We start from the raw sequence: 26,861 nt of genomic DNA, 5'->3' as shown, positions 1-26,861 counted from the left end.
GAGTCGTCAGCCCGCAATCCTGCTATTCTGGGATCGTCATACCGGCACTGATCTCGAACGACTCGGTGCCGTCGAATCGGGTTGGGTCGAATGCATCCAGCGTCTCCTCCCCGAGTACCTGTGCGGCCAGCCTGTCCCCGATCTCGGGCGCGCGCATGAATCCGTGGCCCTGGAAGCCGGTCGCGACGTACAGACCGTCGGCAACCGCGCCGACGAGCGGGTCGTGGTCCGGTGTGGCCGTACAGAGCCCCGACCAGGCACGTTCGACCGCCGGTTCGAGCGACGGAAATCGGTGAGTGACGCGGTCGGCGAGCGACGACGCGAAGTCGGCGGGCGCCGACCGTTCCCAGTCGTCCGGGTCCGCTTCGACGAGTTCCGTCCCGTTCCCGGCCAGGAGCCCCTCGGGATGGGGCCTGACGTAGAAGTCCTCGGTCGCGTCGAAACACATCGGTTCCGGGTAGGCGGCGTCCGCGACGAGCGCTTTCACCCGATAGGGCTTCATCGCGATATCGATCCCGGCGTCGGCGAGGACCGCCTTCGAGTGCGCGCCGGCCGTGACGACGACGGCGTCGTACTCGGTCGTCGTGCCCGACGCCGACTCCGTGACGACCGCCGGGTCCGTCGACACCGAGACGGGCGTCTCGGGACGAAGCGTCGCCCCGGCCCCGTCGGCGGCCGCCGCGAGACAGGCCGTGTATCGGCCGGGATCCGTGTAACCCGCTGCCCCCGCGACGCCGGCGACGGCGACGTCGTCCGTCCGAAGCGTCTCGAAGCGCTCGCCCAGCGCGTCGCCGTCCATCGCGACCGCAACGACGTCCTGTGCCTGCATGCGTTCGACGTCCTCGCGGATCACCGCGGCTCGCCGATCGTCTCCCTCTCTGGCGAGCCAGACGTACGGACACTCGACGAACGGGAACGTCTCGTCGCCCGACAGGTGACGGAATCGTTCGATCGACTCGCGACCGATCTCCGCATCGAGCCCGTCGGCGAAGGCGGCGTAGCAGATCCCGGCCGCACGGCCACTCGAACCGCTCGCTATCGAGCCACGGTCGTACAGCGTCACGTCGGCGCCGCGTCGGGCGAGGTCGTAGGCGCAGGTCGCCCCGATCGCGCCCGCGCCGACGACGGCGATCGTCCAGCCGGCGCCCTCGTCGACGAACGCGTCCGCACCCACGGCGAGTTCCGCCTCGGCGGGAGGAGTGTCGGCCGTCATTTGTGCGCTCGCTGCCAGCAGTCGTCGATCGGTCGTTCGGCCAGCCAGTCTGCCAGCGCCGACAGCGCCGTCGCGGCCTCGTCGAACAGCTGTTCGCCCTTCTCGGGCGAGGCCTGTGTCGGCTTCCCCACGGCGCCGCTCTCGGTGAAGTCGATGGTGTCGAACCCGACGTTGGCGCCGTGAACCCGCTCGCCCCAGGCGTCCGCGCCGTCTGCCTCGGCCGCTTCGAGTGCATCAGGATCCACGTACTCCTCGTGAAGGTGCCAGACGAGACTCGATTCGGCCGCGTCCGCGTGCCCGCCGGCTTCGTCGAAGAGGTCGTCGGCGAGGTCCTCGACCGCGTCCCACCAGTTCCACGTCGGCGCGTAGGCGGTTTCGCTCGCTCGCAACTCGCGGGCGACCTGCGAGAGCGCGTCGATGTTGCCGCCGTGCCCGTTGACCACGATCACCTTCCGGAGCCCGTGCGTCGCCAGACTCTCGATCGTCTCACGAACGTACGCCGCGAACGTCTCCGGGGAGACGGTGAGCGAACCGTCGAACTGCATGTGATGTGGGCTGACGCCGACCGGAATCGTCGGCAGTGCGAGAACGGCGTCGTCCGTCGCCGCTTCCTGAGCGAACGCCCGGGCTGCGTAGTGATCCATCCCCAGCGGGAGCGCCGGACCGTGCTGTTCCGTACTCCCGGTCGGGAGGACTGCCACCTCCGCCCGTTCGATCGCCTCGGCCGAATCGGGACTCGACTTCGTCGCGAGTGTTGGCATGCCTCGGAGTGAGTTCGGCACCCACTTACGTGTGGGTGGTTGCCAGCGAGAATCCGGGACCCCGCGCCGGCCGAACCGGTTCGATTCGCGTCTCGATGGAGCTCGATCAGCGTCGAAACGCGGACCGAACGCGATTCAGGATTCGAGAAGGGTGTCGAGACCGCGAGCCGGGTAGGCCACGACCGTCGTGACGCCGATCGACCGCAGTCGGTCGATGCGCTCACTGACGGCTGTCACGGTGCCCGCCAGGGCGAAATCGTCGATACCGGCGAGCAGCGTTTCCCTGGCCTGGCCGGTCGCAGCCGCGTCGGTCGGCGCGTCCGCCGGCAGCGCGTTCGCGACCGCCGGCCGGCGCGAGACGTAGTCGCCGACGGCGTCCAGCAGGATATCCTCGTCGTCGGAGAGGACCGTCGGCGCGTAGACGGCGACGTCGCCGTCGAATCCGGCCGCCCGAAGCGCCCGCACTTCGCGTTCGGTGGTGGCCGTGAGGAGGTCGAACTGCCCGGCACCGGTCGCCATGGCGATCCGTTCGATGCTCTCGGAGCCGACCCAGGCGTCGGGATCGGTCTCGAGTGCCGCCCCGAGGCGCGGTGCGACGGCCCGTCGGCGCTCCTCGGCCGAGAGGTACGCCGGATGACCGGCGACCAGCACGCGGCCGACCTCGTCCGGGAGCGCCGTCGCCAGCGAATCGTCACCCAGCGGGTCGAACCCGTCGGCTCGCACCGGCGTCGTCACGCGAACGTCAGTGTTCGATCCGAGTCGAGCCAGGACCTCGGCCGACGGGAGCGACTCGGTGCCTTCGTAATCGATCGTCAGCGTCTCCACCGGGACGGACTCGAGCGCTTCGATCGCCGTCTCCGTGGGCTTGAGTGCGAGCCCGTCGAGTCCGATTCGTTCGACGCACCTGTCGGTACCGTGTGTGGTATTTTCGGTCAACATCGTCGATCACCGGTCGAGACGACGGCAGTACTAGAATCGGCGCGGAACTCGATCCATCGTCTGTGAGACCATGTAGTACAGGCAAGTCCGCCGCCGTACAAAAGGGTGACGTTCGACCCCCTCTCGTGGGGACCGTCCACACAGGGAGGCGCCTCGGTCCCGGCCGCGGCTGCAGTTGGGTTCCGGTATGGCCGCTACCAGCCCAGTACGAGTGCGCTCGAACGACGAGCTACTCATCGACGCGATCGACGTCGGTGGTGGGCTGAAAGTCGGTCCCGAGATCCAGAAACTGGACGAGGATGCGCGCGGTTGCGCCCCAGACCGTGTACTCGCCGACGTGGAAGTAGTGGATGATCGTCGGTCCCTCGATCGGGTGGTCGTGTACCTCGGTCGTGTACGTGGCCGGGTCGAGCAGTTCGGACAGCGAGATGACGACGATCTCGGCGACCTCGCCGTCGTCCGGCTCGTATTCCCTGTCCGGAACGCGTGCGACGAACGGCGTCACCGCGTAGCCGGTGATGGTGCTGATGTCGTCGAGGCGGCCGATCACCGTCGGCGCCGCCGGATCGAGGCCGATCTCCTCGTGGGCTTCCCGGAGCGCGGTGTCCCGGAGCGTGTCGTCTTCCGGTTCCACGCCACCGCCGGGGAAGCTCATCTGTCCGGGGTGCTCGCCGAGGTGCTCCGCGCGCTTGGTGAACAACAGGGCTGGCCCGTCGGGTCGATCGATGATCGGAACGAGGACGGCGGCGTCGCTCGGCTGGTCGTCGATCGACGTGGGCGAGTGGCGAGCGATCGGTTCGATGTCGAACCCGTCCATCGCTCAGGACGTGAGCTCGTCGAGCCGGGCTCGTTCGTCCGCCAGCTCGACCGGTGCCCACGCCTCGACGTCGTAACTCAGGTCGAGGAGCTCGCGCGCCCGCTCGGTATCGTCCGCCGCGATCGCGTCGGCGACCTCGTCGGCGAATCGCTCGCCGGCCACGCGACCGAGTTCGGCTGCGTCGGGCGAACGGTGTGTCACGTCGAGGATGTGTGGGAGGTCCTCCGCGTGGGCCGGCAGTTCCGGAAAGGCCGTCGGGCCGACCGCGTACCCAGGTGCGCCGTCGACCTCGTACGCGAGCAACGTGAACGACTCGAGCGCAGTCTCGATCGCCGCGGCCGCCGCGTCGTCGGCGAGCGCCGACTCGCCGGTTCGGGCGGCGAGTTCGTCGAGCGCCCGCCCGAGTTCGTCGTCGGTGACCGCGCCGAAGAGATCGACGATCCCTGCTAGCTCGTCCGCCGTCGGGTCCATACCGGTGGGAGTCACGGCGGACAGTTAGCGCTTTCTGACTCGTTCGCGCGCCAGGACCGGTGACCGACCTGCGAGGGAGATCGATGACCGAGCCGTGAATGTGACCGGTAACCGAGCCGTCATCACCCCACGCTCACTGGTTCCAATCGATCACTGCTCCCACTCGGTCGCCGCCCGCAGAACGTCGTCGGGGGAGAGATCGACGCTCGACCAGGATGGGAGGCGACGGTCCGGACCGGGGGCTTCGATCGCCGTCGCGTACCGGTCCACTTGCGCACTCTCGTCGGCGGCGTCGTACTCGAGGCCATTGAACAGGGCGTCCGCGCGGTACTGCGAGACGAGCGTCCGACCGACCGCCCTGTACGCATCCGTCAGTTCGTCGTAGGTCGGCCGGACACCGTGGTCGGCGAGGACGTGAAACAGGGTCTCCCCGACGCGTCGGCTCATCCCCTCGAGGCCGGTCTCGCCGGCGACCGCCCGATGGTCGTGCTCGTGGTGGCCGAGGTCGACCTGTGCCGAACCCTCGAACCCGGCCTGTTCGAACGCGTCACCGAGGACCCCGACTTCGAGCCCCCACGATCGAGGCGCGCGGACTTGCGTCGCCAGGTCGGCGGTCATCGCGAACTCGCCAGCGAGCGCGTACCGAAACGAGGAGAGGTACGAGACGATCGGCGCGTCGTGGCGATCCGCGAGCGAGCGCACGAGCGGTTCGTAGAACAGCCGAACGAGTCGGCCGTACAGTCGATCGTTCTCGACGCGCGCGTAGTACCCCTTGACGAAGGAGTGTTCCAGCATAATGGGGGCGAGCAGCCGCGCCACGTGGTCGCCGTCGAAACTACTGGCGTCGGCGTCGTGCACCACCACGGTTTCGCCACGGGCGGCGGCCGGCCCGAGAGCGAGCCAGACGTCGTGGCCCTTGCCGGAGCCGCCGTCGAGGCCGGCCGATTCGAGCGTTCGTTCGACGGCCGGCGCGTTACACCACATGACGGACAGCGAGAGGTCGAACGATTCGAGCCAGGTCCGGACCGCCTCGATTCGCTGGGCCGGCGCCCTGACGGGAACGAACACGGCTGCCGGGTCGAGCCGTTCGAGTTCCGAGAGGACGCGTTCTGCGGCCAGGCTCGCGTGTTCGCGAGCCGTCATCGGAACGACGACGGCGGTTTCTTCGAGGGCCCTGTCGACGTCGGGGAGCCCGCCCCGACCGAAATCGTGCAGGGTCGTAATCCGTTCCTGGACGTACTCCATCGCTCGTGTCTTGGCGCCGTCCGTGAAAACAGCCACGGCTCAGGGTCGATTCGACGATGAGTTCACGACTCGCCAGGTACTCCAGACTCGAGCCATCCCCCGACCCATCCCCAGTCTCACACGTTCGTTCCTGACGGGACGCGCCCGAGCAGTGCCAGACCGAAGAGACCAGCCGTGAGAACGGCAACGCCCAGTGAGAGCGCTGTGAAGACGGCGTCGTACGAGAGGCCGCTGTCGACGAGAACGCCGACGACGACACTGCCGATCGCCTGGATCGGCATCATCGCGCCGCTGAAGACGGCGTAGCCGCTGCCGCTGTGCTCGTCGGGGAGTGACGCCAGGATGTACGTGTCGGTGGCCGGAAACAGTGAGTGGATGACGAACCCGAGGATCGCAGAGACCAACAGCACCGGGACGAACGACTGGACGGCGACGAGCGAGAGCATCGATCCGACGAAGACTGCCAGGATAGCGAGCATGAGCGGCACGAACCGAAGCCGATCAGCCAGGACACCTGCGGCCCAGAACGCGGGGACACCGGCCGCGAAGACCACGGTCAACGCGGTTCGTGCGTTCCCGCTGGAGAGCCCCTTCGCCTCGATCAGGTACGTGACGTAGAAGTTGAAGACGCCGTTCCAGACGAGGCCGGCGAGTCCGACGACCGCGATCCCAGAGAGGATGAGTCGCCAGTGTGCGACGAGCGCCACGCGCATGTCGAGGTCCAGTTCCTGCGGGCCCGTAATCGTCGAGCGACGGGCGGCGAGCCAGAACAGGATGGCCGACCCCAGCGCGGCGAGCGAAAGGAGGACGAATATCCCCCGCCAGGCGGCGAAGGGCCAGAACCGAACGGCGAGGGCGACGCCGACGAAGCCGGGCGCCACGACGGCGGCCACCTGGCTCGCGGTCCCGTGGATGCCGATCGCCCGGCCGACCTGCCCCGGGTAGAGCTGGCCGATGAGTGGGCTCGCGGCGACGAAGTAGACCCCGCTGCCGACCCCGACCAGCACTGTGGCTGCCGCGAGGGTCGCAAACGATGGGGCCGCCGCAGCGATTGCGGACGCGCCCGCGAGGACGAGTCCCGAGCCGAGGACGATCCGGTGGCGTGGGTACCTGGTCAGCAGATACCCGGTCGGGAATCGCGGTGCCGCGCTCCCGATCCAGACCAGCGTCGCGAGTAACCCGACGGCCGCCTCGCTGACGCCGAAGGCCGCCCGGAACGGTTCGAGCAGGGGCGCGTACACCACCCGGGCGAAATTGACGAGGAAAACCAGTACGCAGAGCGACCCGAAGACGCCCGTTCTGGCCCCGATCGACCGGCCGTTGGCTGAGAACACGGTCGAATCGAGGGACGGCTCCGATTCAAAGATTTCGAACCGAAATGTCTGTCCACCGACCCGGGTCTTTTTCTCCCCCACGTTCGTATGACCGAGACATGAAATCCATCCGAAAGGCACTCCGGGAGGGGGAACTCGTCAAGGACACCTACGAACGGGTCACGTGTGCGACCTGTGAGAAGACGCTGAAGACGGAGAACGACCCGGACACGATCACCACCATCAGAACGTGTCCGGAGTGTGGATCCGAGTGGAAGGAGATTCGCTAGGTCCACAGCGCCACTTCTCACCGTTCGCCGGAGAGGGCCGTAAAGAGCCGTTCGCCGAACTCCGCTTTACTGACGCCGTCTGACGGGCCGAGACCGGCCATGTGGTCGATCGATATTTCGCCGCCGCCCATACGTGCGTGTCCACCCGCCGAGGCCATGGGGATGTCGCTGACGACGTGTCTGAGCGTCTCACCCATGTGAACGCGATCGTCGCGCGACCGGCCGGAGAGATGCAATGTCCCGTCGTGTTCGCCAAAGACGACCACGGCTGTCACCCCTTCGAGGTGCATGAGCTCGTCTGCGGCCTGCGGAATCGCGTCGACGATGTCGATCTCGCCGACGTCACAGATCGCGAACGAGCCCTCGACGTGACGATTTCTGATCGCGTCCGCCTTGATCTCGAGGACCTCGTCGGCGACCTGCGGGTTGGCGATCCGATCGAGCAGGTCCTCGTCGATGCCCGGAAAGAGCGTCGCGCTGGCGTCGAACTCCGCTTTCGTACAGCCTTTCGTCAGGTGGTTCGTGTCGGACTGGATGCCGTAGAGCAGGCCGGTCGCGAGCGATTCGGAGATGAGCGGCCCCGACGACTCGTCCTCGGCTTCGGCTTCGAGCGTCGCGCCGATCTCGGTCAGGTACTCGACGATGATCGTCGAGGCGGCGCCGTATCCGGGCCGAACGTCGGTAAACTGCGTCCCAGCACCGTTTCCGGGATGGTGGTCGACGACGGCGATGGGTTCGATCTTCTGTGCACCGGTAAAGCCGCGGGCCGTGTTGTGGTCGACGAGGACGATGGCATCGGACGCGAGTTCGGACGCCGCTTCGATCTGTTCCAGTTCGAGTTCCAGCAGCGTCCTGAACGCCCGGTTCTCCTGATGGCGAATCTGACCCGGATACTGCATGGAATACTCCGTGCCGACCGTCTCCGCCAGCCGCGCGACACCCATCGCACAGGCCATCGCGTCCGGATCCGGGTTCGGATGCATCAGGATGGCGACCTCGTCCTCCGTGGCGAGCAGTCGGCGAAGTCTGTCACCGGGCGGTCTGTTGAGCCACCGGTAGAGAACCCAGAGCCCCGCAGCGAGGAGGACGATCACGAGGACGACCGCCGAGACGACGAGCGGATCCGTGGCGGTTATCGTCTCCACCTCCAGGCCACCCACCGTGGCCACCCCACCAGACGGATCACCGACGGGTCCCGCGGTGAACCGATCGATCATACGTCAGTCTCCAAGTCGGCCACCATGAAAGTTCCCCTCATGGGCGGAGAGGAGAAATTGGCCCACAGATGCCCTACAAGACGGTTTCACCGCAATGTAGCGGGTCGGGATGGGGACACAGCCGACAGCTGGCCCGCTCACGCCAGCCGCGATTCGATCGCCGCTCGGTAGCCGTCGCGATACGTCGGATAGGTGAATTCGTACCCCGTGGTGACGAGTCGGTCGTTGGCACACCGTTTGCTCGTCAGGAGCCGCCGGCGAGCCCGCTCGGACAGGTCGTCGTCGGCGAGGCGTTCCGCAGTCGTGCGCTTGGGCGGCGGGTCCCGACCGCACTGGTCGGCGAGCCAGTCGGCGAATGCCCACTTTGAGACGGGCTCGTCGTCGACGAGCTGGACCACCTGCTCGCGACACGCGTCGGCAGTCAGGAGCCACCGAATCGCTCCCGCCGCGTCGTCGCGGTGAAGCAGGTTCAGGTACCCCTCGGTCACCGGCCCGTCCAGATATCGCGACAGTCGGTAGCGATCGGGGCCGTACAGGCCGGCCAGTCTGGCGACGGTCCCATCCATACCGTACGTTCGCGGCGCGTCGAGTGCGACCCGTTCGGCCTCGGCCAGTACGGCCGCCTTGGGCGTCGCTGGCTCGACAGGCGTCGTCGAGTCGACCCAGTCACCGTCGTGGTCGCCGTGGACGCCGGTCGAAGAGGTGTAGACCAGTCGATCGGGAACCGACGCTCGCCCGCCGAAGTGATCGATTACGGTCCGGAGCCCGTCGACGTACACGGCCCGTGCCTGCTCGGCGTCTCCGCCACCGCTGCTCGCGGCGAAGACGACCGCGTCGACGTCCGGGACTGCGGACAGCGAACTGGCGTCGGTCACATCGGCCCGCACGGCGTCGAATCCGGCGTCCTCGATCGCCGCGATGCCGGCCTCGCTCCGTCGAACGCCGACGACATCGTGCCCCGCCTCGGTCAGCTGTCGCCCGAGTTCGAGTCCAACGTACCCACAGCCGAGGATCGCCACGCGCATACAGTCGGCTTGGGCGTCAGGCGGGAAAATGGCAGCGCTCCCCGTTCCACATCGACGCGCGTCTCAGCTAGACGAATCGGCTCCAACCCCGCGGCGAAACAGGGAGGTGCGAAATCGCCACGACGTGCGACGAGGCTACCGGCGATCATCGCTCACTACTGCCGGTGTAGATCCGTCGACAGCGACGGCGAACCGTCGAAAAACGAGATCGGGGAGTCGCGCTAGACGGTCGGGATGGGACGGTCCCGTTCAGGCGTCGAGTTCCTCGGTCAGGAGCTGGCGAAGCACCATGTGGAGGACGCCGCCGTGTTCGACGTAGTCGACGGCGGACGGCGTCGCGACCTGAGCCGTGACGTCGAAGGTCGTGGTGTCGCCGTCTTCGGATTCGGCGGTGACGGTGAGTCGTTCGCTCGGTTCGAGGCCGTCTTCGAGTCCTTCGATCGTGAAGGACTCCGTGCCATCGAGGCCGAGTTCCTCCCAGCCCTCGCCGTCGTCGAACTGCAGCGGCAGGACGCCCATGCCGATGAGGTTGTCGCGGTAGATGCGCTCGTAGCTCTTCGCGATGGTGGCGCGGACGCCGAGCAGGTCCGTCCCCTTCGCCGCCCAGTCGCGGCTGGAGCCGGTCCCGAACTCGATGCCGGCGGTGACGACCAACGGGGTGTCGTCCTCGCGATAGCGCTCGGAGGCCTCGAAGACGGTCGTCTCCTCACCCGTCGGGTGATGCACGGTGTAGCCGCCCTCTTTGCCGTCCAGCAGCTGGTTCTCGATGCGGACGTTCGCGAACGTCCCACGCATCATAACCTCGTGGTTCCCGCGTCGGGAGCCGTAGGTGTTGAACTCGTAGGGTTCGACGCCGCGCTCTTTCAGCCACTGGCCAGCGGGCAGGTCCTCGCCGAACGGCCCGGCGGGGCTGATGTGGTCGGTCGTGACGGTGTCACCGAGCGTGAGCAGCGTGCGGGCGTCCTCGACGTTCGAGACGCCGGGTTTCTCGAGCGGGAAGTCCTTGAAGAACGGCGGCTCGCGGATGTACGTCGACTCGGGATCCCAGTCGTAGACGTCGCCGGTCGGCGCGTCGAGCGACTCCCAGCGGTCGTCACCCTCGAACACGCTCGCGTACTTCTCCTCGAAGAGCTCCGGCGAGACGCTCTCGTGGATGGTCTGGCGAACCTCTTCCGGGTCCGGCCAGACGTCCTCCAGATAGATCTCTTCGCCCGCGTCGTTCGTGCCGATCGGCTCTTCCTCCAGGTCGATGTCCATCTTCCCGGCGAGGCCGTAGGCGACGACCAGCGGCGGGCTGGCCAGGTAGTTCGCGCGGATCTTCGGGTGGATGCGCGCCTCGAAGTTGCGGTTACCCGAGAGGACGCTCGTCGTCCAGAGGTCGTGTTCGTCGATCGCCGCCTCGATCGGCTCCGCGAGGGGACCCGCGTTGCCGATGCAGGTCGTACAGCCGTAGCCGACGACGTGGTAGCCCAGTTCTTCGAGATCGTCGAGCAGGTCGGCCTGTTCGAGATACTCCGTGACGACGCGGCTGCCGGGTGCAAGGCTCGTCTTGACGTAGTCGGGGACTTCGAGTCCGGCTTCGGCCGCGTTGCGCGCGAGGAGCCCAGCGGCGACCATCACCGACGGGTTCGAGGTGTTCGTACAGCTCGTGATCGCGCTGACGAGGACGTCGCCGTGACCGATCTCGATCTCGGTGCCATCGTCCAGCGTGACGGGGACGTTCTCGTCGAGTTCGGGCGGGTTCTTCGAGACGAGTCCGCCGTCGCTCTCGGCCGTACCTGAGTCGATCACACCCTCCTCTTCGAGCAGCGTCGGGAAGTGCTCGTCCAGGTCACCCATCGGGATCCGGGCGTGGGGCTTCTTGTGGCCGGCGAGGCTCGGTTCCACGTCGCCGAGATTGAACTCGACGGTTTCGGTGTACTCGGGGTTCTGCTCGCCGAAGAGGCCCTGCTCTTCGAGGTAGGATTCGACGAGGTCGATGTGTTCGGGATCGCGACCGGTGAGTTCGAGGTACTCCAGGGTCTTCTCGTCGACCGGGAACATGCTGATCGTCGAGCCCTGCTCGGGCGCCATGTTCGAGATGGTCGCGCGGTCGGCGACCGACAGCTGGGAGACGCCGGGACCGTAGAACTCGACGAACCGGTCGACGACGCCGACCTGTCGGAGCTTCTCCGTGATGTGGAGCACGAGGTCGGTCGCGGTCGCGCCCTCGGGGAGTTCGCCCGAGAGGCGAACGCCGACGACCTCGGGCAGTTGCATCGTGATGGGCTGGCCGAGCAGCGCGGCCTCGGCCTCGATCCCGCCGACGCCCCAGCCGACGACGCCGATTCCACCGATCATCGGCGTGTGGCTGTCGGTGCCGACGAGCGTGTCTGGGTAGAGCCACTGTTCGCCGTCCTGTTCTCGTTCGTGGACGACGCGGCCCAGGTGCTCTAAGTTGACCTGGTGAACGATGCCCGTCCCCGGCGGGACGACGTTGAACTCGTCGAACGCCTGCTCGGCCCACTTGATCGCGCGGTAGCGCTCTTCGTTTCGTTCGTACTCGAGTTCGACGTTCTTCTCGTAGGCCTCGTCGCTGCCGAAGTGGTCGACCTGGACGCTGTGGTCGATGACGAGGTCACAGGGAACCTCCGGTTCCACGACCGACGGGTCGACGCCTTTGCGGTCGGCCGACGACCGCAGTGCCGCGAGGTCCACGACCGCCGGGACGCCGGTCAGGTCCTGCAGGACCACACGCGACACCGTGAACGGAACCTCTACGTTCGGGACGTCGGGACGCCAGCTCGCGGCGTTTTTCACGTCCTGGACGTCGATGGTGTCGCCATCGGCGTTGCGCAGCACCGATTCGAGCATGACGCGGATGCTCACTGGGAGCGAGTCGAGATCAACGAGGCCTTCCTCCTCTAAAACCGTGAGGTCGGCCATCTTGTATGACGAGCCGTCGTGTTCGAACGTTCGTATCGCGTCCGAAACGTCGTCGAATGACATTGGGTCAGCTAGAAGGCGAACACATTTCAATCCTCCGAGACCGGCCGTAGGACCGACCAGCACCCCAAATATTGCGGGATCTTCGATAGCACGGGAGTGAGAGAGTGACAAATACGATCGAAACCGGTCAGACCGGAATCACAACGGGTACGCCGACTACGACGCGATGGCGCCCTGTGGAGGCTGCGACGGGGAGAGCCCTATGGAGACTGTTCCGCGATCGTGTGCTGGATGTGGACGAACTCCGCGAACGACATGGGCGCACGACGTTCGATCTTCTGTTGAATCTCCGTCGGATCGAGATCGAGGTCGAGTTCGATTGCGAGTCGCTCAACGTCGAGCACCGCAGTCGTCATGCCGAGCAGAAGGTGTTCACAGGCTTCGATCTCGATCGACTCCGCATCCGGCTGGTCGGGATCGAGGGCAGCGATGGCGGTGGCGTCCGTGAGCGAAATCGGAGGTGAATCCCCATCGAGCAGCGTCTGCAAATCGTCTCGGTTCACATCCGTCTCCGCGACGGCCTGATCGAGACCGACGGATTCGACGATGGCCGCGAGCTCTCTGTCGTACTCGGCCCGGAGCGCCGCCGGCGACGCTGGGACCTCCGTACGGAGTTCGGCAAACATACGTGGTGGCAGGTGACGGCCCCGGAAAGCCGTTGTTATCCGCATCGACGGCTCCCGTTCGTGGCCGACGGACGATCGCCGTTCGGACCCGGCGGGACGGGCTGCAATCTGACCGAGAGTGTCCACAACTGTCAGTCGTGGGTGGTCCCGACGAACCCGACAGCGTTGACACGATCGTCGCAACAGCTTTGACGCCGGCGTTCAGTTGCTGTGGTGATGGCCGATACGTGGAGCGGTGGCGTGGTCGCGTCGATGAACGGCGAGTCGCCACCGACGGTACGATCGTGGCAGGACGTGTCGGTTCCGGGCGTCTCGACGGTGTTTACCGACGAGTCGGGCCCGATCGCCTACAGGCGAACGTTCCCCGACCCCAGAACTGGGGGCGACGAACGGGCCGAACTCGAACTGACGGGCGTCTACGGGCGTGCGCACGTGTGGATCAACGATCGATTCCACGGAACCCACGACGGACCGATCGAACCGGGACGGTTCTCGTTCGAGCCGGAGTCGACGAACGAATTGTTGATCGCGTGCGAACCATCCGCGAGTACGGCCGCCGTTGCCGAGCGAGACGACGTTCCAGCCGAGTTTGCCGTGCCTGGCATCCGTGATGGGGTCTCGGTCCATCGGATTCCCACCACCGGCGTTCGGTCGTTGCAGGTGCAACCGACGGTCGACGACGATCGAGCGTCGCTCGCGGTGACGGCGACCGTCCAGACCGTCGAGCCGGTCGACGACGTGGTCACGTTCTCCCTGCGCCCGAACGGCTTCCGGGGCGGCGGCTCGATGGACAGAACGCCCATCGAGGCCGGCCCTGGAGAGCGAGTGACCGTCGAAACCGTCATCGACGTTCGCGATCCAGTCCTGTGGTGGCCACGTGGCCTCGGTCCCCAGCATCGGTATACGCTCAGAGCCAAGGTGGGCGACCGATCGCTGGAGCGGTCTATCGGACTACGAACGATCGACCGCGACGAGTCGGGGCTGCGGGTCAACGGTCGGCCAGTCCCCGCCCGCGGCGTTAGCCTTCCGCCCGGTACGGCATCCGCAGCCACGATCGAGGCAGCAGCCGCGGCGGACGCGACGCTGATTCGGTTCAGCGGTCACGTCCCCTCCCGGTCGCTCTACGAGGCCTGCGACGAGGCGGGACTGCTGGTCTGGCAGGACCTCCCGATCGCCCCGTCTACCGATACCGACCAGGCGACGACCGTGGCCGATCGGCTCTACGGCCACCGGTACGGCAATCCGAGTCTGTCGATGGTCGGGATCAGGGACGGCGGATCCGCGCCGTTCGACGACGCCCTCGGGACCGGACTGCTCGCGAGAGCGCGCGTCCGCTGGCGTGCCTGGCGCGCCGACGACGATCGAGGGACGGTCGACGACATCGCGGCGGCGCTCCCAGCCGACCTGGTCCCGATTCCGCTCGTCGGACCGCCGGGGACCGATTCGGACGTCGTCCGACTCGCCCCGGGCTGGCGATACGTAGACGAGGCGTCCGTCGAGTGGCTGCTCGATCGCTACGACGGCGACGACACGATGGGTGCCATCGTCAGTTCACCGCTGCCCGCATCCACATCCGGCCGCCCCACCTCGAACGCTGTCCAGTCCGATTCGGTCGAGCCGAACGAGTCTAGTGCAGCCGTCTCGACGGACGGCGGCGCTTCGACGGCACTCGACGAGCAGCGATCGACGGCGCTCCGGACCACCGTCGAGGCGCTTCGCCGCCGTGGGTCGGGACTCGTCCTCGTCGAACCCGGGCGGGAAGGAGTCTCGAACAGTGCCATTGCAGAAGAAGCCCACCGCGTCGAAGCGTGGCTCGAAGGTGACGATATCGCCGGTATCTTCGAACCGGTACGGGCTGTCGTCGAGGGGAGTCCGTCAGCCGGTGAAACGACGACGATCTGGCTCGTAAACGAGACGAGCGACCGCGTGGACGCGACGGTCACCTGCCGTGCAGCCGATGCCGCTGAGCAGCTGTCGTCAACGCTCGACGCAACCTCCGTGGCCGAACTCGGGCCGTTCACCATTCCATCGGGCGCTTCGACCCTCTCCCTCGTCGTCGAGACGGACGGGGGATCGAGTGAGAATGTGTATCGGTTATGACCATCAGCTTAATACGGTTGCTGGCCACGTATACGCTCCAGACGGCCCGTGTTAACGATTTCCACAGGGCGATTTTCCGGTACCTTTAACTACTGGGCGACGGTAGTTGGAGGTACCAGAGCGCCACCGGCGTGGCGCGTATCGCTCGATAACCGATGACAGGGAATCTTACTGACCGAGATTTCGCTGCTTTTGAGCGGTTGCGCCAGCCGGTGCGGGTATGGCACAGAGGTTTGAACACATGGTAGACGAATCGAAGAACATCGAACTGACAGAGGACGATCTCGCAAACAAATCGAAGGGACAGCTCATCAAGAAGGCCGGTCAACTCCGCGACCGGCGAAACGAGCTGAACCAGATGGCTTCTGAACGCGCGTCGAAGCGTGACGATCTCAACGCAAAGACGCGTGAGAAGGTCGACGAGGCCCAGGAGCATCGCGAAAAACGAGACGAGTTGAACGAACAGGTCCAGGAACACAAAGAGAGCCGAAACGAGCTCAACGCCGAGGCGAACGAGCTCTTCGACAAGGTCGACGAGCTGAAGTCCGACCTCGAACTCGACGAAGGCAAGGACCTGGAGGAACTCGAATCGGAGATCGAAGATCTCGAGTTCAAACAGCAGACGGAAGTGCTCTCGACGGACGAAGAGCGCGAGCTCATCGAGAAGATCGAAGGCAAGCGCGAGGAGTACGCCGAGCGCAAGGACAAACTCGACGGCAGTGAGGAGCTCGAAGGCCTCCGAGCAGAGGCCGAAGAGGTCCGATCGGAAGCCTCCCAGCACCACCAGAAGGTGACGGAGCTCGCCGACAAGGCCCAGGAGCACCACAACCAGATGATCGAGGCCTACCGAGAGGCCGACGACATCCGTGACGAGGCCGACGACATGCACGACTCCTTCGTGGAGGCCCAGGAGGCGGCCGACCGCCACCACGAGGACTTCGTCCGCGTCCAGAAGCGCCTGCGCGAGATGGACAAGGAGGAAGAAGAAGAGCGCAAGTCCGCTCGCGACAAGAAGAAAGAGGAGGCCAAAGAGGAAGCCGAGGAGATTTATCAGAAGTTCAAGGAAGGCGAGACCCTAGAGACCGAGGACCTGATGAAGCTCCAGAAGACCGGCCTGCTGTAATCGGCGTCGAAGCGACGGTTTCTCCGCGCGCTCACCGACGAACGAGCGGCGCCGCCGAGAACGAACGATGCCACGGAGTCGTCGGTGAGCGATACTGCAACGCACAGACAGTCACGACACAAACGACAGCTCACGTCAACGACTGAACGACGATCCGCCCGTCCGCGTAGACGGTCACGCCGTAGTCGTCGACGGGGATCCAGAGGTGGCCGCTGTTTCGAGCACCCGACTGCGTCGTCGGGGAAAAGAGCGACTCCAGCGAGTCGGGATCGAGGCGCTCGTACAGGTGCGAGACGTCTTCGGGGTCGACACCGGCGCGCTGGGCGATTGCGGTGACGATCGAAACGGTGATCGACTCGTCGGACGCCCAGTCGTGCTGGACGGTGGTCGACGTCGTCGGGTCGAGATCAGGGGCGATGGTGGCGTCGTCGATTGCGTTCATTGTTACCTCCCCGTCCGCCGAGCGGGCGGCGGACCCAGGGAATAACGGGGTATGCCAGGGGAGAGGATAAAACCCTGTCAGACAATATTCAGCGATTTGTCGTACAAAACGAAGACGGGTGACACCCGGCACTCGGTTTCGCTCGGTCGCTGTCATACACCAGTTGACCGATACGTCACCTGGCACCAGTGACGTCGCCGTGGCGCAGACCACCCCCGAAACTGACGACGAGGACGGCGTCCACCGGACGAAACTCGGCCGAAAGAGGACAAAGGATTTTACCCGGGAGCGAGGAGGACCAGACACTGTGACTTCGCTGGTCGTCTGCCTGGACCGGAACGACGACGTCGGTCGGAAGACCGGGCTCTCCACGCCGATCGTCGGCTGGGAAGCAGTCAGAGCGCTCGTCACCGACGTCGGACTCGCCGACCCAGAGGACTCCGGAGTCAACGCCCTCCTCGAGACGCTTTCCGTCGCCCAGCAACTCCGAGACGACAACGAGGACGTCGTCGTCGCCGTCGTCTCTGGCGAACGCGAATCCATGGTGAGCGCCGATCGTGCGGTCGCTCGGCAACTCGACGACCTCGCCGCCGAGTACGACCTCGACTCGGCCGTCGTCGTCCTCGACAGCACCGAAGACGAGCAACTCGTTCCCGTCGTCGAGAGTCGACTCCGCGTCGACTCGGTCGATCGGGTCGTCGTCAGGCAGGCCAGGGACATCGAGTCCACGTACTACCTGCTGAAGCAGTTTCTCGGCGACGAGGAGCTTCGACAGACGATCCTGGTCCCCGTCGGGTTGACGCTGCTGGTCTTCCCGATCCTCGCGTCGGTCACCACGCTCGCACAGGGAGCCGCGGCCATCACCACCGTCATCGGCCTCTTCTTGCTCTACAAGGGGTTCAACATCGACGAGATCGTCACGGCGCTGGCGATCAAAGCACGCGAGTCGATCTACTCGGGCCAGGTGTCGGTCGTCACGTACGTCGTCGCGGCCGGCTTGACGCTGATCGGGCTCTTCGTCGGCGGGCTCGGTGTCTCGGGACTGGACGACACCGCCGGGGTGTTGCTCCCCACGATGCAGTTCGTCAACGACAGCGTCCCCTGGATCGCGATGGCCGCCCTCGTCGCCAGCGCGGGACGGCTGTTAGACGAGACCATCGAGGACGAACCGCTCCGCCGGTCGTACCTCAACTTGCCCTTTGTCGTCGTCTCGGTCGGTCTCGTAGTGCGAGGCTTCTCCGCGTACTTTCTCGAACAGCAGGATCTCATCGATCCGATCATTGTCCCACCGATCTCGATCGGGACGACGACCATCGAGGCCATCTCACTCTCCGCCAGCCAGCGTCTCGCCCTCTACGTCTCCGTCGCGTTCGCCCTGAGCATCGTCGGGGTCCGACTGACCTCACGGCTCGCGACGGCTGCGATCGATGATTCCGAGTTCACCGAGCACACGGACTCAGATTGAGCGGAACGACAGTGACGTGTCGCGAGCGACTGGTATCGTTCCGGCGATCGGGTCACATCGAGCGACGGACTGGTGAACCAGCAAGTGATTGGCACGGCTGACTCGTGGGTTCGACAGCGTGATAGTGAAAATCGTCACCAATTTAGCCGGGCGTCGCCAGGTGCTCGTATGACGGAGGCCTCCGGCGCCTGGGTGTCACTCTTCTCCGGCGGGAAGGATTCCTCGTACGCACTCTATCTGGCGCTCGAACGCGGCATCGACGTCGATCGGTTGCTCACGATTCACCCCGAGGGTGACTCGTACATGTACCACGTCCCGGCGACCGAGCTGGCGACACTCGCGGCCGACAGCATCGGAATCCGATCACTCGACGTCCATCCCGACTCGTTCGAGACCGAGGAGGCGACGGATTCGGGCACGCAGGGCGATCGGGAAGTCGAGCCACTCGAGACGGCACTCCGCTCGCTCGCAGCCGACACAGCCGGCGGCATCGCCGGCCTCGTCGTCGGCGCCGTCGAAAGCGAGTATCAACGCGAACGGGTGGAACGCCTCTGTACGGAGTTCGACTGTGAACTCTTCGCACCGCTCTGGCAGGCCGATCCCCGCGCGCTTGCCACGGACATGCTCGCGGCCGACTTCGAGATCGTGATCGTTCAGGTGGCAGCCCACGGTCTCGACGAATCCTGGCTCGGCAGACCCCTCGACCACGCAGCGATCGACGAACTGGAAACACTCGCCGACTCCCACGGTGTCCACCTCCTCGGCGAGGGCGGCGAGTTCGAGACGATGGTACTCGACGCGCCCCACATGGACCGCCGGCTCGACATCGAGTACGAGACGACGTGGGACGGCACGCGCGGTTCGATAACTGTCACTGACGCGTCGCTGGAGTGACGACGCGGGTAGAATAGGAAGAACAGAAGGCGAGACCGACCAGGCAGGAGCTACCGATCGTTCGAAATCTGCGTGTGGGCGCCGATGAGCGCAGTCGCCAGATCGACGTCTTCGAGGAGCGTGTCCTCGTCGATGATCGACCCGCGGATGTCCGCGTTCTTCAGCGTGACGTTCGGGAAGACGACGGTATTTTCTAGGTGCGTATCGACGATCTCGGCGTCGGCCATGACGTGAACGTCGTTTCCGATGGTCGCGTCGTCGAGCGTCGCCGTCTCGGAAATGAGCGAGTCGCCGTCCAGATACCACGCGACGGCGTCGAGGTAACTCTCCGGGGTGCCGATATCGAACCAGGCTTCCTCGAAGGTGTAGGCGTAGGTCGGCCGGCGCGCCTGGAGCCACTGGATGAACCAGCCCGGTTCGTCGGGGTTGTTGCCGTCTTCGAGATACGTCGAGATCAGTCCGACGGCTTCACGCGGGAAGCCGTAGCAGGCGATCGAGACCAGCGTGCTGTTCGGATCCTCCGGTTTCTCCTGAAAATCGACGACCCGGTCGTCCTCCAGTTCGACGAGGCCGTACTCGCTGGCCCGGTCGAGCGACCCAACGTCGTAGGCCGCGATCGTCGGCGCCTCGCGTGCTTCGAAGTAATCGAGGAAGTCGCCGACCGAGAACGAGAGGAGATTGTCCCCTGCGATAACGAGCAGGTCGTCGTCGACGTTCTCTCGATCGATGAGCTGAGCCAGCGCCCCCATCACGCCGAACTTCTCGTCTTCCTCGGTCGTCTCCTCGACGGAGAGCTGCGGTTTCTCGTAGTCGGCCTCGGCCAAGTGCGTCTCGAACTCCGCTGCGAACCGCTCGTTCGTACTGACGTAGACGGTGTCGATCCGGTCGTCCGCCTCGAGATCGTCGAAGATTCTGTCGACGACGGTCGTCTCGCCGATCGGGAGAAACATCTTGGGTCGATTCTTCGTGATCGGCCACAGTCGTGTCGCGTAGCCACCGGCAAGGACGACGGCCTTCATACCTCCCGATTCAGCGGGGCCTGATAAGACAGTTACCCTTGAGATCCGTCGGCGTAGCCGCCCTTAGCGTGTGAAAGTATAACAACCGGTGGCACCACGTCACGCCCCCGATGATTCGACGGTGAGGGCGTCCGCCAGTACTTCGATCGGTGTCGGTGGTTCCTCGCCATTGGGTTCGCGCGACGCCAGCTGAGTCCGACAGGAAGCGCCCGGTGCCACGACCCGATCGCCGTCGCTATCGGCCACCTGCTCGAAGAGGATCGAGCCGATCGCGTCACTCATCGAGGCGTGTTCGGCCTCGTACCCGAAGCTTCCGGCCATACCACAGCATCCCGAGTCAAGGTGATCGACGTCGAAGCCAGCCCGATCGAGGACGGCGCTGGCGTGGGCGGCCGTTTTCGTCGCTTTTTGGTGGCAGTGGCCGTGGTACGTGATCGAGGAGGTGGCTGCCGGATCGACGGAAAGCTCGTCGACGAGGTCGAATCGATCTATGTACTCACAGACACCGTAGGTGGCGGCCGCGACGGCCCTGGTCCGCTCACCCGGGTGGAGGTCCAGGTAATCCGACTGCAACATGACGGCGTCCGACGGTTCGATCACGACCACGTCCCACCCATCGTCGACGAACGGCGCCAGCGCGTCGACGGTGTCGGCTGCACGCGACCGGGCCTGTTCGAGGAATCCCTTCGAGTAGGCCGGTCGGCCGCTGTCGCCCGACACCGGCGCGAGGGCGACTTCGACACCGGCAGCTTCGAGAACGGACACGGTTGCGACACCCGGCTCAGGGTTCGTGAAGTTCGTGTACGTATCCGGGAAAACGAGGGCTTTCCGCCCGCCTTCCGAGGAAGATGTCGACTCGACCGTCGGTCGTCGCTCGAACCGATCGGTGAACGTCTCCCGACGGAACGTGGGGAGTTCCCGGTCGGCGTCGATGCCCAGCGTTCGCTCGAGGAGCCAGCGAGCCCCGGGAACGGCCGACGCCCAGTTCGACAGGGGCGCGAGCCGACTCCCCACCGCCGACAGGGTGTGGACGTTCGCGAAGAGCCGGTCGCGAAGGGAGACACCGTGTCGCTCGTGGTACTCGTTGGTCACCTCGGCTTTGAGCTTGGCCATGTCGACCCCGCTCGGGCAGTCGACGGCACAGCCCTTGCAGCCGATACAGAGGTCCAGCACCTCCTCGACGAACTCGTCTTCGAACTGCTCACCGTCGGGCAGTTCGCCGCTCATGGCCTGTCGGAGCGCGTTCGCCCGCCCGCGCGTACTGGTGATCTCCTCCTGACTCGCACGATAGGTCGGACACATCACCCCGCCGGTCGTCGACTGGTCGCCCCGACAGCCGCCGCAGCCGTGACAGAGTTCGACCATCCCCTGGAATCCGTTGTCGTCGTCCCACTCGAGTGTGGGTTCGAAGCCCGCTTCGAACTCGTAGTCGGGGTCGAATCGAAGGTGCTCACGCATGTCCGCGGTCCTCGCGCGAGACGGCGGGGCCGATTCGGCCCCGGAAGATGCCGATAAGCCGTCGCCATCGCTCTCAATCTCTCCCTCGGCGTAGCCACAGACGGTCCCGGGGTTGAGCAGCCAGTCGGGATCGAACGCCGCCTTCAGCTCGCGGAACGTGTCCCAGACGCGGTCGCCGTAGAGGCGGCGGTTCCACTGGGTTCGGGCCCGGCCGTCACCGTGTTCGCCTGAGACCGACCCACCCAGTTCGACCACCAGTTCCGTCACGTCGTCGGCGATATCGTGGAACTGGTCGACGCCCATCTCGGTCTTGGTGTTGACGAGCGGCCTGACGTGTAACACGCCGGGACCGGCGTGGGCGTAGAACGACGCGTACGTATCGTGCGATTCGAGAATCGCCTCGAAGCCGTCGACGAACTCGGGGAGACGGGCCGGTGGCACCGCCGTGTCCTCGATGAACGAGATGTGTTTCGCGTCGGTCGTCCGCGAGAGCAAGATCGGGAGGCCCGACTTTCGCAGGTCCCACAGCGTCGCGCGCTCATCCGGCTCGTGTGCTTCGAGGGCGTCGAACGCACGGGCAGGTTCCCCTGTCGTTGCCCCCTCGCCGGCCGACGAAATGACTGCGTCCGAGACTGTACCGATCGGTTCGACGCCGGGACAGCGATCGGCGAGGAGGGTCGCGACCGCGTTCTCGCCGTCGACGCCCGAGTCTGCGTAAAACTCGACGAGTAGCGTCGCGTTCGTCCCGTCGGGGAGCCGGTCGGCGACGGGGCCGAACTCCGCCGTCTCGCGGGCGAGATCGATGAGCACGTCGTCGAGCACTTCGACGGCGGCGGGATCGTGTTCCAGGATCGCCGAGACGTCGGCCATCGCGTGGTGAAGATCGCGGTAGCACAGCATCGCGACCGACTTCGTCTCCGGGAGCGGTTCGAGCGAGACGGTCGCTTCGGTGACGATCGCGAGCGTCCCTTCGCTGCCAGCCAGAAGTCGAGCGAGGTTGACGGTACCCGGATCGCCGGTCTCCTCACTGCCGGGCAGCGTCGAACCACGCGCTTCTGCTACCAGCCTGTCGAGGTTGTATCCGGAGACGTTCCGTTTGAGGGCGGGGTAGGCGTCGTCGATCGCGTCGGCTTCCTCGTCGACGATCCGGGCGACCGTGGCGTAGATCCGTTCTTCGAGCGTGCCGTCAAGATCGCCCCGGTGTTCGAGCGTCTCGATCGTCACCTCGCCGAACTCGGTCACCGTCCCATCGGCGAGCACGACCTCACACGATTCGACGTAGGCGTCCGTCTTGCCGTACAGGAGGGAGTGCGAGCCGGTCGAGTTGTTGCCGATCGCGCCGCCGATCGCGCTCTTGTCGCCCCAGGCCGGATCCGGTGCGAACGTGAGTCCGTCGGGTTCGACGGCCTCGTTCAGCCGTCCGAGGATCGCACCAGGCTGAACGGTGGCCAGTTGCCGGTCAGCGTCGATAGCAACGATCTCGTCCATATACCGCGTGAAATCCAGAACGACCGCTCGATTGACCGTCTGGCCTGCCAGACTCGTCCCCCCGCCGCGGGGGAGGACGGGAATCGTCTGCTCGGCACAGTAGTCCATCACGGCGGCGACGTCCGCAGTCGATCGCGGGAAGACGACCCCGATCGGCGTCACCTCGTAGGCGCTCGCGTCGGTCGCGTACAGCGAACGCGAGTAGTTGTCCATTCGCACCTCGCCGTCGATCCGTCTCGCGATCGCGTCGGCGAGCGCCGGACGCTCGACCGTCTCGCTCCGATAGTCGTAGGTCGCCCGCCAGTCGGCCGCCGGCCCGCGCTCGGTCGCCATGTCCGACGACTGGCCGTGCGGTCACTTAACAGCCCTGACGCGGATCAGCGTCAATCCGAGTGTCACCAGCGACGAGGCACGCCCGACGGTTTATATCCGAAGGCGCGGCCAGCCCGGGTCATGGCCACCGAGCCAACGTGGACCCGCCGGACCGTCTGCCAGGGACTCGCCATCGCCGCGGGAACACTCGTTCCAACGACGGTCGTACGTGGCGCAGCAAACCGCCACGGAGACCACAACGACCAGAACCGACCGAGCGCCTCCGACGACCAAACGAAGCCAACCGATCCAGAAGAGCGATTCGCGGTCTATCCGGGCGTCGTCGATCGAATCGTCGACGACACGTGGGTCGTTATTCTCCTCGAGTCGGACGGTCGAGTCGTCGACGAGATCGTCGAGCGACGCGAGAAACTGCCACCGCTCGCCGAAGGAGAGCGTGTCATCGTCGTCCTCGACGACGGCGACACACGCTGTGTGCTACCGACGTCAGGGTCCGACGGGTGAGAGCATCAGCCGTTGATCCACTCGGTCGCCCAGTCTTCGAGATCGGAGAGAACGGGGCACAGTGCCTCGCCTTTCTGTGTGAGACTGTAGTAGGTCGCGATCGGCTGATCCTCGACGCGACGGGTGACGAGCGAGGCATCGGCGAGATCGTCGAGCACGCGCGAGAGGGTCCGCGAGTTCGCCTGCGTGGATCGCTTGATCTCGTTGAATCGCTTCTCGTCTGCCTCACGGAGGTCGTAGAGGACGAGCAATCGCCACTTCGATCCGATCTGATCGATCGCCTCCACCGTCGGACAGGCCGCTTCGTTCACCTGTTCGACGGTCGCATCGGACTGCTGGGCGTGCTGGGACATTGGTCGCGTACCCACCATTGTCTCCGATCCGATATATGGGTTCGGATCCGAACCTGCTTTCGTCGTGCCACCGTGGTCAGCCACCGAGACGGTCCCAGACAGGTCCCCTAGCAAGACGGTTCCGGGCATCGAGGGGGGTATCCGCAACAGGTTTTTGCCGAGCGACCGGACAGTAATCACCGTATGTCCACAGTACACGTCGTCGGCGGCGGGCCAGCCGGCCTGTCGGCCGCACTGTTCACCGAGAAGAACGGACTCGAAACGACCGTCTACGACTCGGACGAGACCTGGATGCACAAGGCACACCTGTTCAACTACCCCGGTATCGGCTCCGTCGACGGGTCGGGCCTGCTGGAGACGATGCGGAATCAGGTCGACCACCTCGGCGTCGACCGTCGCCAGGGAGCACACGTCGAGCGCATCGAGGGGACCGACGACGGCTTTACGATCGAGACGGACGACGGCCAGGAGACGGCCGACTACGTCGTGCTCGCGACCGGCGCGAACCGCGATCTCGCCGAAGCGCTCGGCTGTGACTTCGATGGGGACATCGTCGACGTCGACGTCACAATGGAGACGTCGATCGACGGCGTCTACGCGACCGGCGCGATGGTCCGCGCCGAGGAGTGGCAGGCAGTGATCTCCGCCGGCGACGGCGCCGCCGCTGCCCTGAACATCCTCTCCGGCGAACGGGGCGAACACTACCACGACTTCGACGTGCCAGCCGACGCCGAAGCGGTCTTCGGGTCGATGGCCGAGGAATAACGGCGACAACGCAGTTTTGTGAAGCGAGCACTATCCGATTCACTCGGCTAGCGTTCAGACTGAGTGTAAGCGAGTCGGATCGAACAGTGTAGCCCGAACCGATCGGAACCAGCGCTATCGTGGACTGACTACGTCCTCACACGTCGGGCACTCCGCGTACGCCGTTTCACGGTCACTCACTTCGTATTCGATGATGACGGCTGTCTCGTCGATCGACGCCCCACATCGCGGACAGTCACCGACCGATCGACGCGCTGCAAGTCGATCACCCTCGTCGTCCATCATTGGTTACTCAATCAAAGGCACTCCGAGCACATGAAGTCGACCAGACCAGAGTGAAAGTGAAAATGAGCGACCAGTCGAACGAAGACGGGTACCCATCGACGATCCGGGCGTCGTCTTTCAGCAGAGTTAACAGGAAACCGACCACTGGATCAGTATGGACGTCACGCAGCGCGTTCACATCGCTCCAGTGAGTTCGGAGTACGATCGGGTACTCCACCCGATCGAAGAGCAGCGGGCCGACGTCGCCCACATCCTCGTCCACGAGAATCCAGCCGAGGTGCCAGCCTACGTCGAGGACCTCTGCGACGAGATTGCTGAGTTCGTACAGGAACTGACGGTCACAGAAACCGACTTTGCGGACGTATACAGCGTGCTCGGCGACGTCACGACGCTCGCAGCCCGCCACGACGGTGACGACGTCTACGTCAACGTCTCCGGTGCGGGAACGATCCCGGCGATCGGTGCAACCATCGCCTGTATGGACGTCTCCACCGACGCGACGGCGTACTACGTCACGCCGGAGTCCTACGCCCACGACGCGGACGATCACCCGATCACGTCCGGCATGGAATCGACGACGCCCGTTCCGACGTACCCGATCGACTCGCCGACGCCCGACCAGATCGCGATCATGGAACTGCTGGCCGATCCGGCCGCCATCGACGACCGATTCGAGACGACGCGGCCGAACAAGAGCGACCTGATCGAGTACGCGAGAGAGCTCGGCCTCTCGTTCATCGCCGACAGAAATCCGTCGACGGATAAGGGCGCGTTCAGGTTGCTGGATACGCACATCGTCGAGCCCCTCCTCGAAGACGGCTACGTCACCGTCGAACAGGTCGGTCGACGCCGGCTGGTCGAGCTGACCGAGCGCGGCGAGAACGCCTACCGCGCGTTCCACCACAAGTTCGACGTACGCTGATTCAATTCGACGAACGAAGATTCAGTTCGGCGGCCGGGGATCGAGCTCGACAAACAATGATCCGGTTCGACGGCCGATGATCGAGCTCGACGAACGGTGATCCAGTTCGACGTGCATAGATCGGCGAGTCTCACTGCCTTCCCGTATCGCCGATACAACTGTTCCGCAATCGCTCAGTCCGCGGGGTCGACGTGTAAATGGACGTAGATGTCGGCCCCCAACCTGGCGAGCGACAGGTCAGCCGCGAACCGGCGACGGTCCCGTCGAAGGGCCTCCTCGTCGACGGCCGACAGGGGCTGTGCAGCCAGTGCCCGAATTCGGGGATCGATCGCCGCGAATCCCGGACCGGCGAGCCGCGGCGGGTTCGTCCGACCCGCTTCGATCGCGGCGAGTAACTCGTCGATCGCCACGAGCGTTTGCCGGAGGCGTCGCCGTTCGGCTGCCGGTGCTGGCTCGGCGAGCTTCGCCTCGAGCAGCTCGACTGCGTGGGCAACCTCGCTCGGATCGAGGCCAAGGGTGTCGCAGGCTGACCGACGGTCGATCGATCGACGGTCGGACCGGCGACTCGCCACGATCACCGCCGCGACTGCCGCCGTCTCGTTTCCGTAGCGGCGCGCGGGTATCGACCCACAGCACGCTCGGACGGCACGGGCGGGCTCGAGCAACCAGGTCGCGTCGAGCGCCGCTGCCACCTGGTCGATCGACCCCTCGTCGTCATCCGTGGAGAGCCCACTTTGTGACATACCCGAACCCAGGCGTGGTGGGGTATTATGATCTACCCAGACAGTATCGATACAATCGACAG

25 protein-coding genes are annotated in these 26,861 nt (G+C 65.5%); 8 read left to right on the top strand and 17 right to left on the bottom strand.

Going from position 1 to position 26,861, the window contains the following annotated elements:
• Nucleotides 1-22: 22 nt before the first annotated feature.
• From HALRU_RS05945 to HALRU_RS05915, 7 genes are all read right to left on the bottom strand, one after another.
• Nucleotides 23-1,213, bottom strand: a complete 1,191-nt coding sequence (locus HALRU_RS05945) for an NAD(P)/FAD-dependent oxidoreductase (RefSeq protein WP_015300497.1) — start codon at nt 1,211-1,213, stop codon at nt 23-25.
• A complete protein-coding gene (locus tag HALRU_RS05940; protein WP_015300496.1) occupies nt 1,210-1,974 on the bottom strand; it encodes a creatininase family protein in 765 nt (254 codons plus the stop codon). Before HALRU_RS05940 ends, HALRU_RS05945 begins: the two co-directional genes overlap by 4 nt.
• Nucleotides 1,975-2,109: 135 nt before the next feature.
• Complete coding sequence (locus HALRU_RS05935) at nt 2,110-2,913, bottom strand: DUF7388 family protein (protein ID WP_015300495.1); 804 nt, start codon at nt 2,911-2,913, stop codon at nt 2,110-2,112.
• A gap of 229 nt (nt 2,914-3,142) precedes the next feature.
• The gene (locus HALRU_RS05930) at nt 3,143-3,730 is read right to left on the bottom strand and encodes an NUDIX hydrolase (RefSeq protein WP_015300494.1); all 588 of its coding nucleotides are present in this window, start codon (nt 3,728-3,730) and stop codon (nt 3,143-3,145) included.
• 3 nt (nt 3,731-3,733) lie between these two features.
• Entirely contained in the window at nt 3,734-4,201 is a 468-nt protein-coding gene (locus tag HALRU_RS05925) for a DUF7109 family protein (protein WP_015300493.1), read from the bottom strand.
• 150 nt (nt 4,202-4,351) lie between these two features.
• Nucleotides 4,352-5,446, bottom strand: coding sequence for a hypothetical protein (locus HALRU_RS05920; protein ID WP_015300492.1), 1,095 nt, complete (start codon nt 5,444-5,446; stop codon nt 4,352-4,354).
• Between the two features lie 116 nt (nt 5,447-5,562).
• Entirely contained in the window at nt 5,563-6,780 is a 1,218-nt protein-coding gene (locus tag HALRU_RS05915; RefSeq protein WP_015300491.1) for an MFS transporter, read from the bottom strand.
• A gap of 98 nt (nt 6,781-6,878) precedes the next feature.
• On the opposite strand from HALRU_RS05915, the gene HALRU_RS15625 reads away from it, so the two are divergent.
• On the top strand, nt 6,879-7,049 hold the full coding sequence (locus HALRU_RS15625; protein ID WP_007697330.1) for an HVO_0758 family zinc finger protein: 171 nt from the start codon (nt 6,879-6,881) through the stop codon (nt 7,047-7,049).
• Between the two features lie 17 nt (nt 7,050-7,066).
• On the opposite strand, the gene HALRU_RS05910 is transcribed toward HALRU_RS15625, so the two are convergent.
• From HALRU_RS05910 to HALRU_RS05895, 4 genes are all read right to left on the bottom strand, one after another.
• A complete protein-coding gene (locus HALRU_RS05910) occupies nt 7,067-8,266 on the bottom strand; it encodes a DHH family phosphoesterase (RefSeq protein ID WP_015300490.1) in 1,200 nt (399 codons plus the stop codon).
• 137 nt (nt 8,267-8,403) lie between these two features.
• A complete protein-coding gene (locus HALRU_RS05905) occupies nt 8,404-9,291 on the bottom strand; it encodes an SDR family oxidoreductase (RefSeq protein WP_015300489.1) in 888 nt (295 codons plus the stop codon).
• Nucleotides 9,292-9,540: 249 nt separating this feature from the next.
• Entirely contained in the window at nt 9,541-12,279 is a 2,739-nt protein-coding gene (gene acnA, locus HALRU_RS05900) for an aconitate hydratase AcnA (protein WP_015300488.1), read from the bottom strand.
• Nucleotides 12,280-12,479: 200 nt separating this feature from the next.
• Complete coding sequence (locus tag HALRU_RS05895; protein WP_015300487.1) at nt 12,480-12,905, bottom strand: DUF5791 family protein; 426 nt, start codon at nt 12,903-12,905, stop codon at nt 12,480-12,482.
• 216 nt (nt 12,906-13,121) lie between these two features.
• Here HALRU_RS05895 and HALRU_RS05890 point away from each other — a divergent pair, with 216 nt between their 5' ends.
• Both HALRU_RS05890 and HALRU_RS05885 read left to right on the top strand, forming a co-directional pair.
• On the top strand, nt 13,122-15,005 hold the full coding sequence (locus tag HALRU_RS05890; protein ID WP_015300486.1) for a beta-galactosidase/beta-glucuronidase: 1,884 nt from the start codon (nt 13,122-13,124) through the stop codon (nt 15,003-15,005).
• 241 nt (nt 15,006-15,246) lie between these two features.
• On the top strand, nt 15,247-16,128 hold the full coding sequence (locus HALRU_RS05885) for a coiled-coil protein (protein ID WP_148680635.1): 882 nt from the start codon (nt 15,247-15,249) through the stop codon (nt 16,126-16,128).
• A 130-nt stretch (nt 16,129-16,258) separates the two neighbouring features.
• On the opposite strand, the gene HALRU_RS05880 is transcribed toward HALRU_RS05885, so the two are convergent.
• Nucleotides 16,259-16,570, bottom strand: coding sequence for a HalOD1 output domain-containing protein (locus tag HALRU_RS05880; protein WP_007697348.1), 312 nt, complete (start codon nt 16,568-16,570; stop codon nt 16,259-16,261).
• 307 nt (nt 16,571-16,877) lie between these two features.
• Here HALRU_RS05880 and HALRU_RS05875 point away from each other — a divergent pair, with 307 nt between their 5' ends.
• Nucleotides 16,878-18,035, top strand: a complete 1,158-nt coding sequence (locus HALRU_RS05875) for a DUF373 family protein (RefSeq protein ID WP_015300483.1) — start codon at nt 16,878-16,880, stop codon at nt 18,033-18,035.
• A gap of 168 nt (nt 18,036-18,203) precedes the next feature.
• Nucleotides 18,204-18,929, top strand: coding sequence for a diphthine--ammonia ligase (locus tag HALRU_RS05870; protein ID WP_015300482.1), 726 nt, complete (start codon nt 18,204-18,206; stop codon nt 18,927-18,929).
• A gap of 50 nt (nt 18,930-18,979) precedes the next feature.
• On the opposite strand, the gene HALRU_RS05865 is transcribed toward HALRU_RS05870, so the two are convergent.
• Nucleotides 18,980-19,948 carry a sugar phosphate nucleotidyltransferase gene (locus tag HALRU_RS05865; protein WP_015300481.1) on the bottom strand — a complete coding sequence of 323 codons (969 nt, stop codon included), beginning with the start codon at nt 19,946-19,948 and terminating at the stop codon, nt 18,980-18,982.
• A gap of 99 nt (nt 19,949-20,047) precedes the next feature.
• Nucleotides 20,048-23,227, bottom strand: a complete 3,180-nt coding sequence (locus HALRU_RS05860; RefSeq protein WP_015300480.1) for an FAD-binding and (Fe-S)-binding domain-containing protein — start codon at nt 23,225-23,227, stop codon at nt 20,048-20,050.
• 120 nt (nt 23,228-23,347) lie between these two features.
• Here HALRU_RS05860 and HALRU_RS05855 point away from each other — a divergent pair, with 120 nt between their 5' ends.
• Entirely contained in the window at nt 23,348-23,731 is a 384-nt protein-coding gene (locus HALRU_RS05855; protein ID WP_015300479.1) for a hypothetical protein, read from the top strand.
• Nucleotides 23,732-23,736: 5 nt separating this feature from the next.
• Here HALRU_RS05855 and HALRU_RS05850 read toward each other — a convergent pair whose 3' ends face one another.
• The gene (locus tag HALRU_RS05850) at nt 23,737-24,084 is read right to left on the bottom strand and encodes a winged helix-turn-helix transcriptional regulator (protein WP_015300478.1); all 348 of its coding nucleotides are present in this window, start codon (nt 24,082-24,084) and stop codon (nt 23,737-23,739) included.
• Nucleotides 24,085-24,267: 183 nt separating this feature from the next.
• Between HALRU_RS05850 and HALRU_RS05845 the strand changes: the two genes are divergently transcribed.
• Nucleotides 24,268-24,849 carry an FAD-dependent oxidoreductase gene (locus HALRU_RS05845; protein WP_015300477.1) on the top strand — a complete coding sequence of 194 codons (582 nt, stop codon included), beginning with the start codon at nt 24,268-24,270 and terminating at the stop codon, nt 24,847-24,849.
• A gap of 114 nt (nt 24,850-24,963) precedes the next feature.
• On the opposite strand, the gene HALRU_RS15620 is transcribed toward HALRU_RS05845, so the two are convergent.
• The gene (locus HALRU_RS15620) at nt 24,964-25,134 is read right to left on the bottom strand and encodes a DUF7837 family putative zinc-binding protein (RefSeq protein WP_015300476.1); all 171 of its coding nucleotides are present in this window, start codon (nt 25,132-25,134) and stop codon (nt 24,964-24,966) included.
• Between the two features lie 154 nt (nt 25,135-25,288).
• On the opposite strand from HALRU_RS15620, the gene HALRU_RS05840 reads away from it, so the two are divergent.
• Complete coding sequence (locus HALRU_RS05840; RefSeq protein WP_015300475.1) at nt 25,289-26,056, top strand: HFX_2341 family transcriptional regulator domain-containing protein; 768 nt, start codon at nt 25,289-25,291, stop codon at nt 26,054-26,056.
• A 173-nt stretch (nt 26,057-26,229) separates the two neighbouring features.
• Here the strand turns inward: HALRU_RS05840 and HALRU_RS05835 are convergent, their stop codons facing one another.
• Nucleotides 26,230-26,799, bottom strand: a complete 570-nt coding sequence (locus HALRU_RS05835; protein WP_015300474.1) for a hypothetical protein — start codon at nt 26,797-26,799, stop codon at nt 26,230-26,232.
• Nucleotides 26,800-26,861 lie beyond the last annotated feature (62 nt).

Origin of the sequence: Halovivax ruber XH-70 (genome assembly GCF_000328525.1) — an archaeon.
GTDB classification, from domain to species: domain Archaea; phylum Halobacteriota; class Halobacteria; order Halobacteriales; family Natrialbaceae; genus Halovivax; species Halovivax ruber.
The sequence above is the reverse complement of the archived record's forward strand: the minus strand, read 5'-3'. Positions and strand labels throughout refer to the sequence as shown.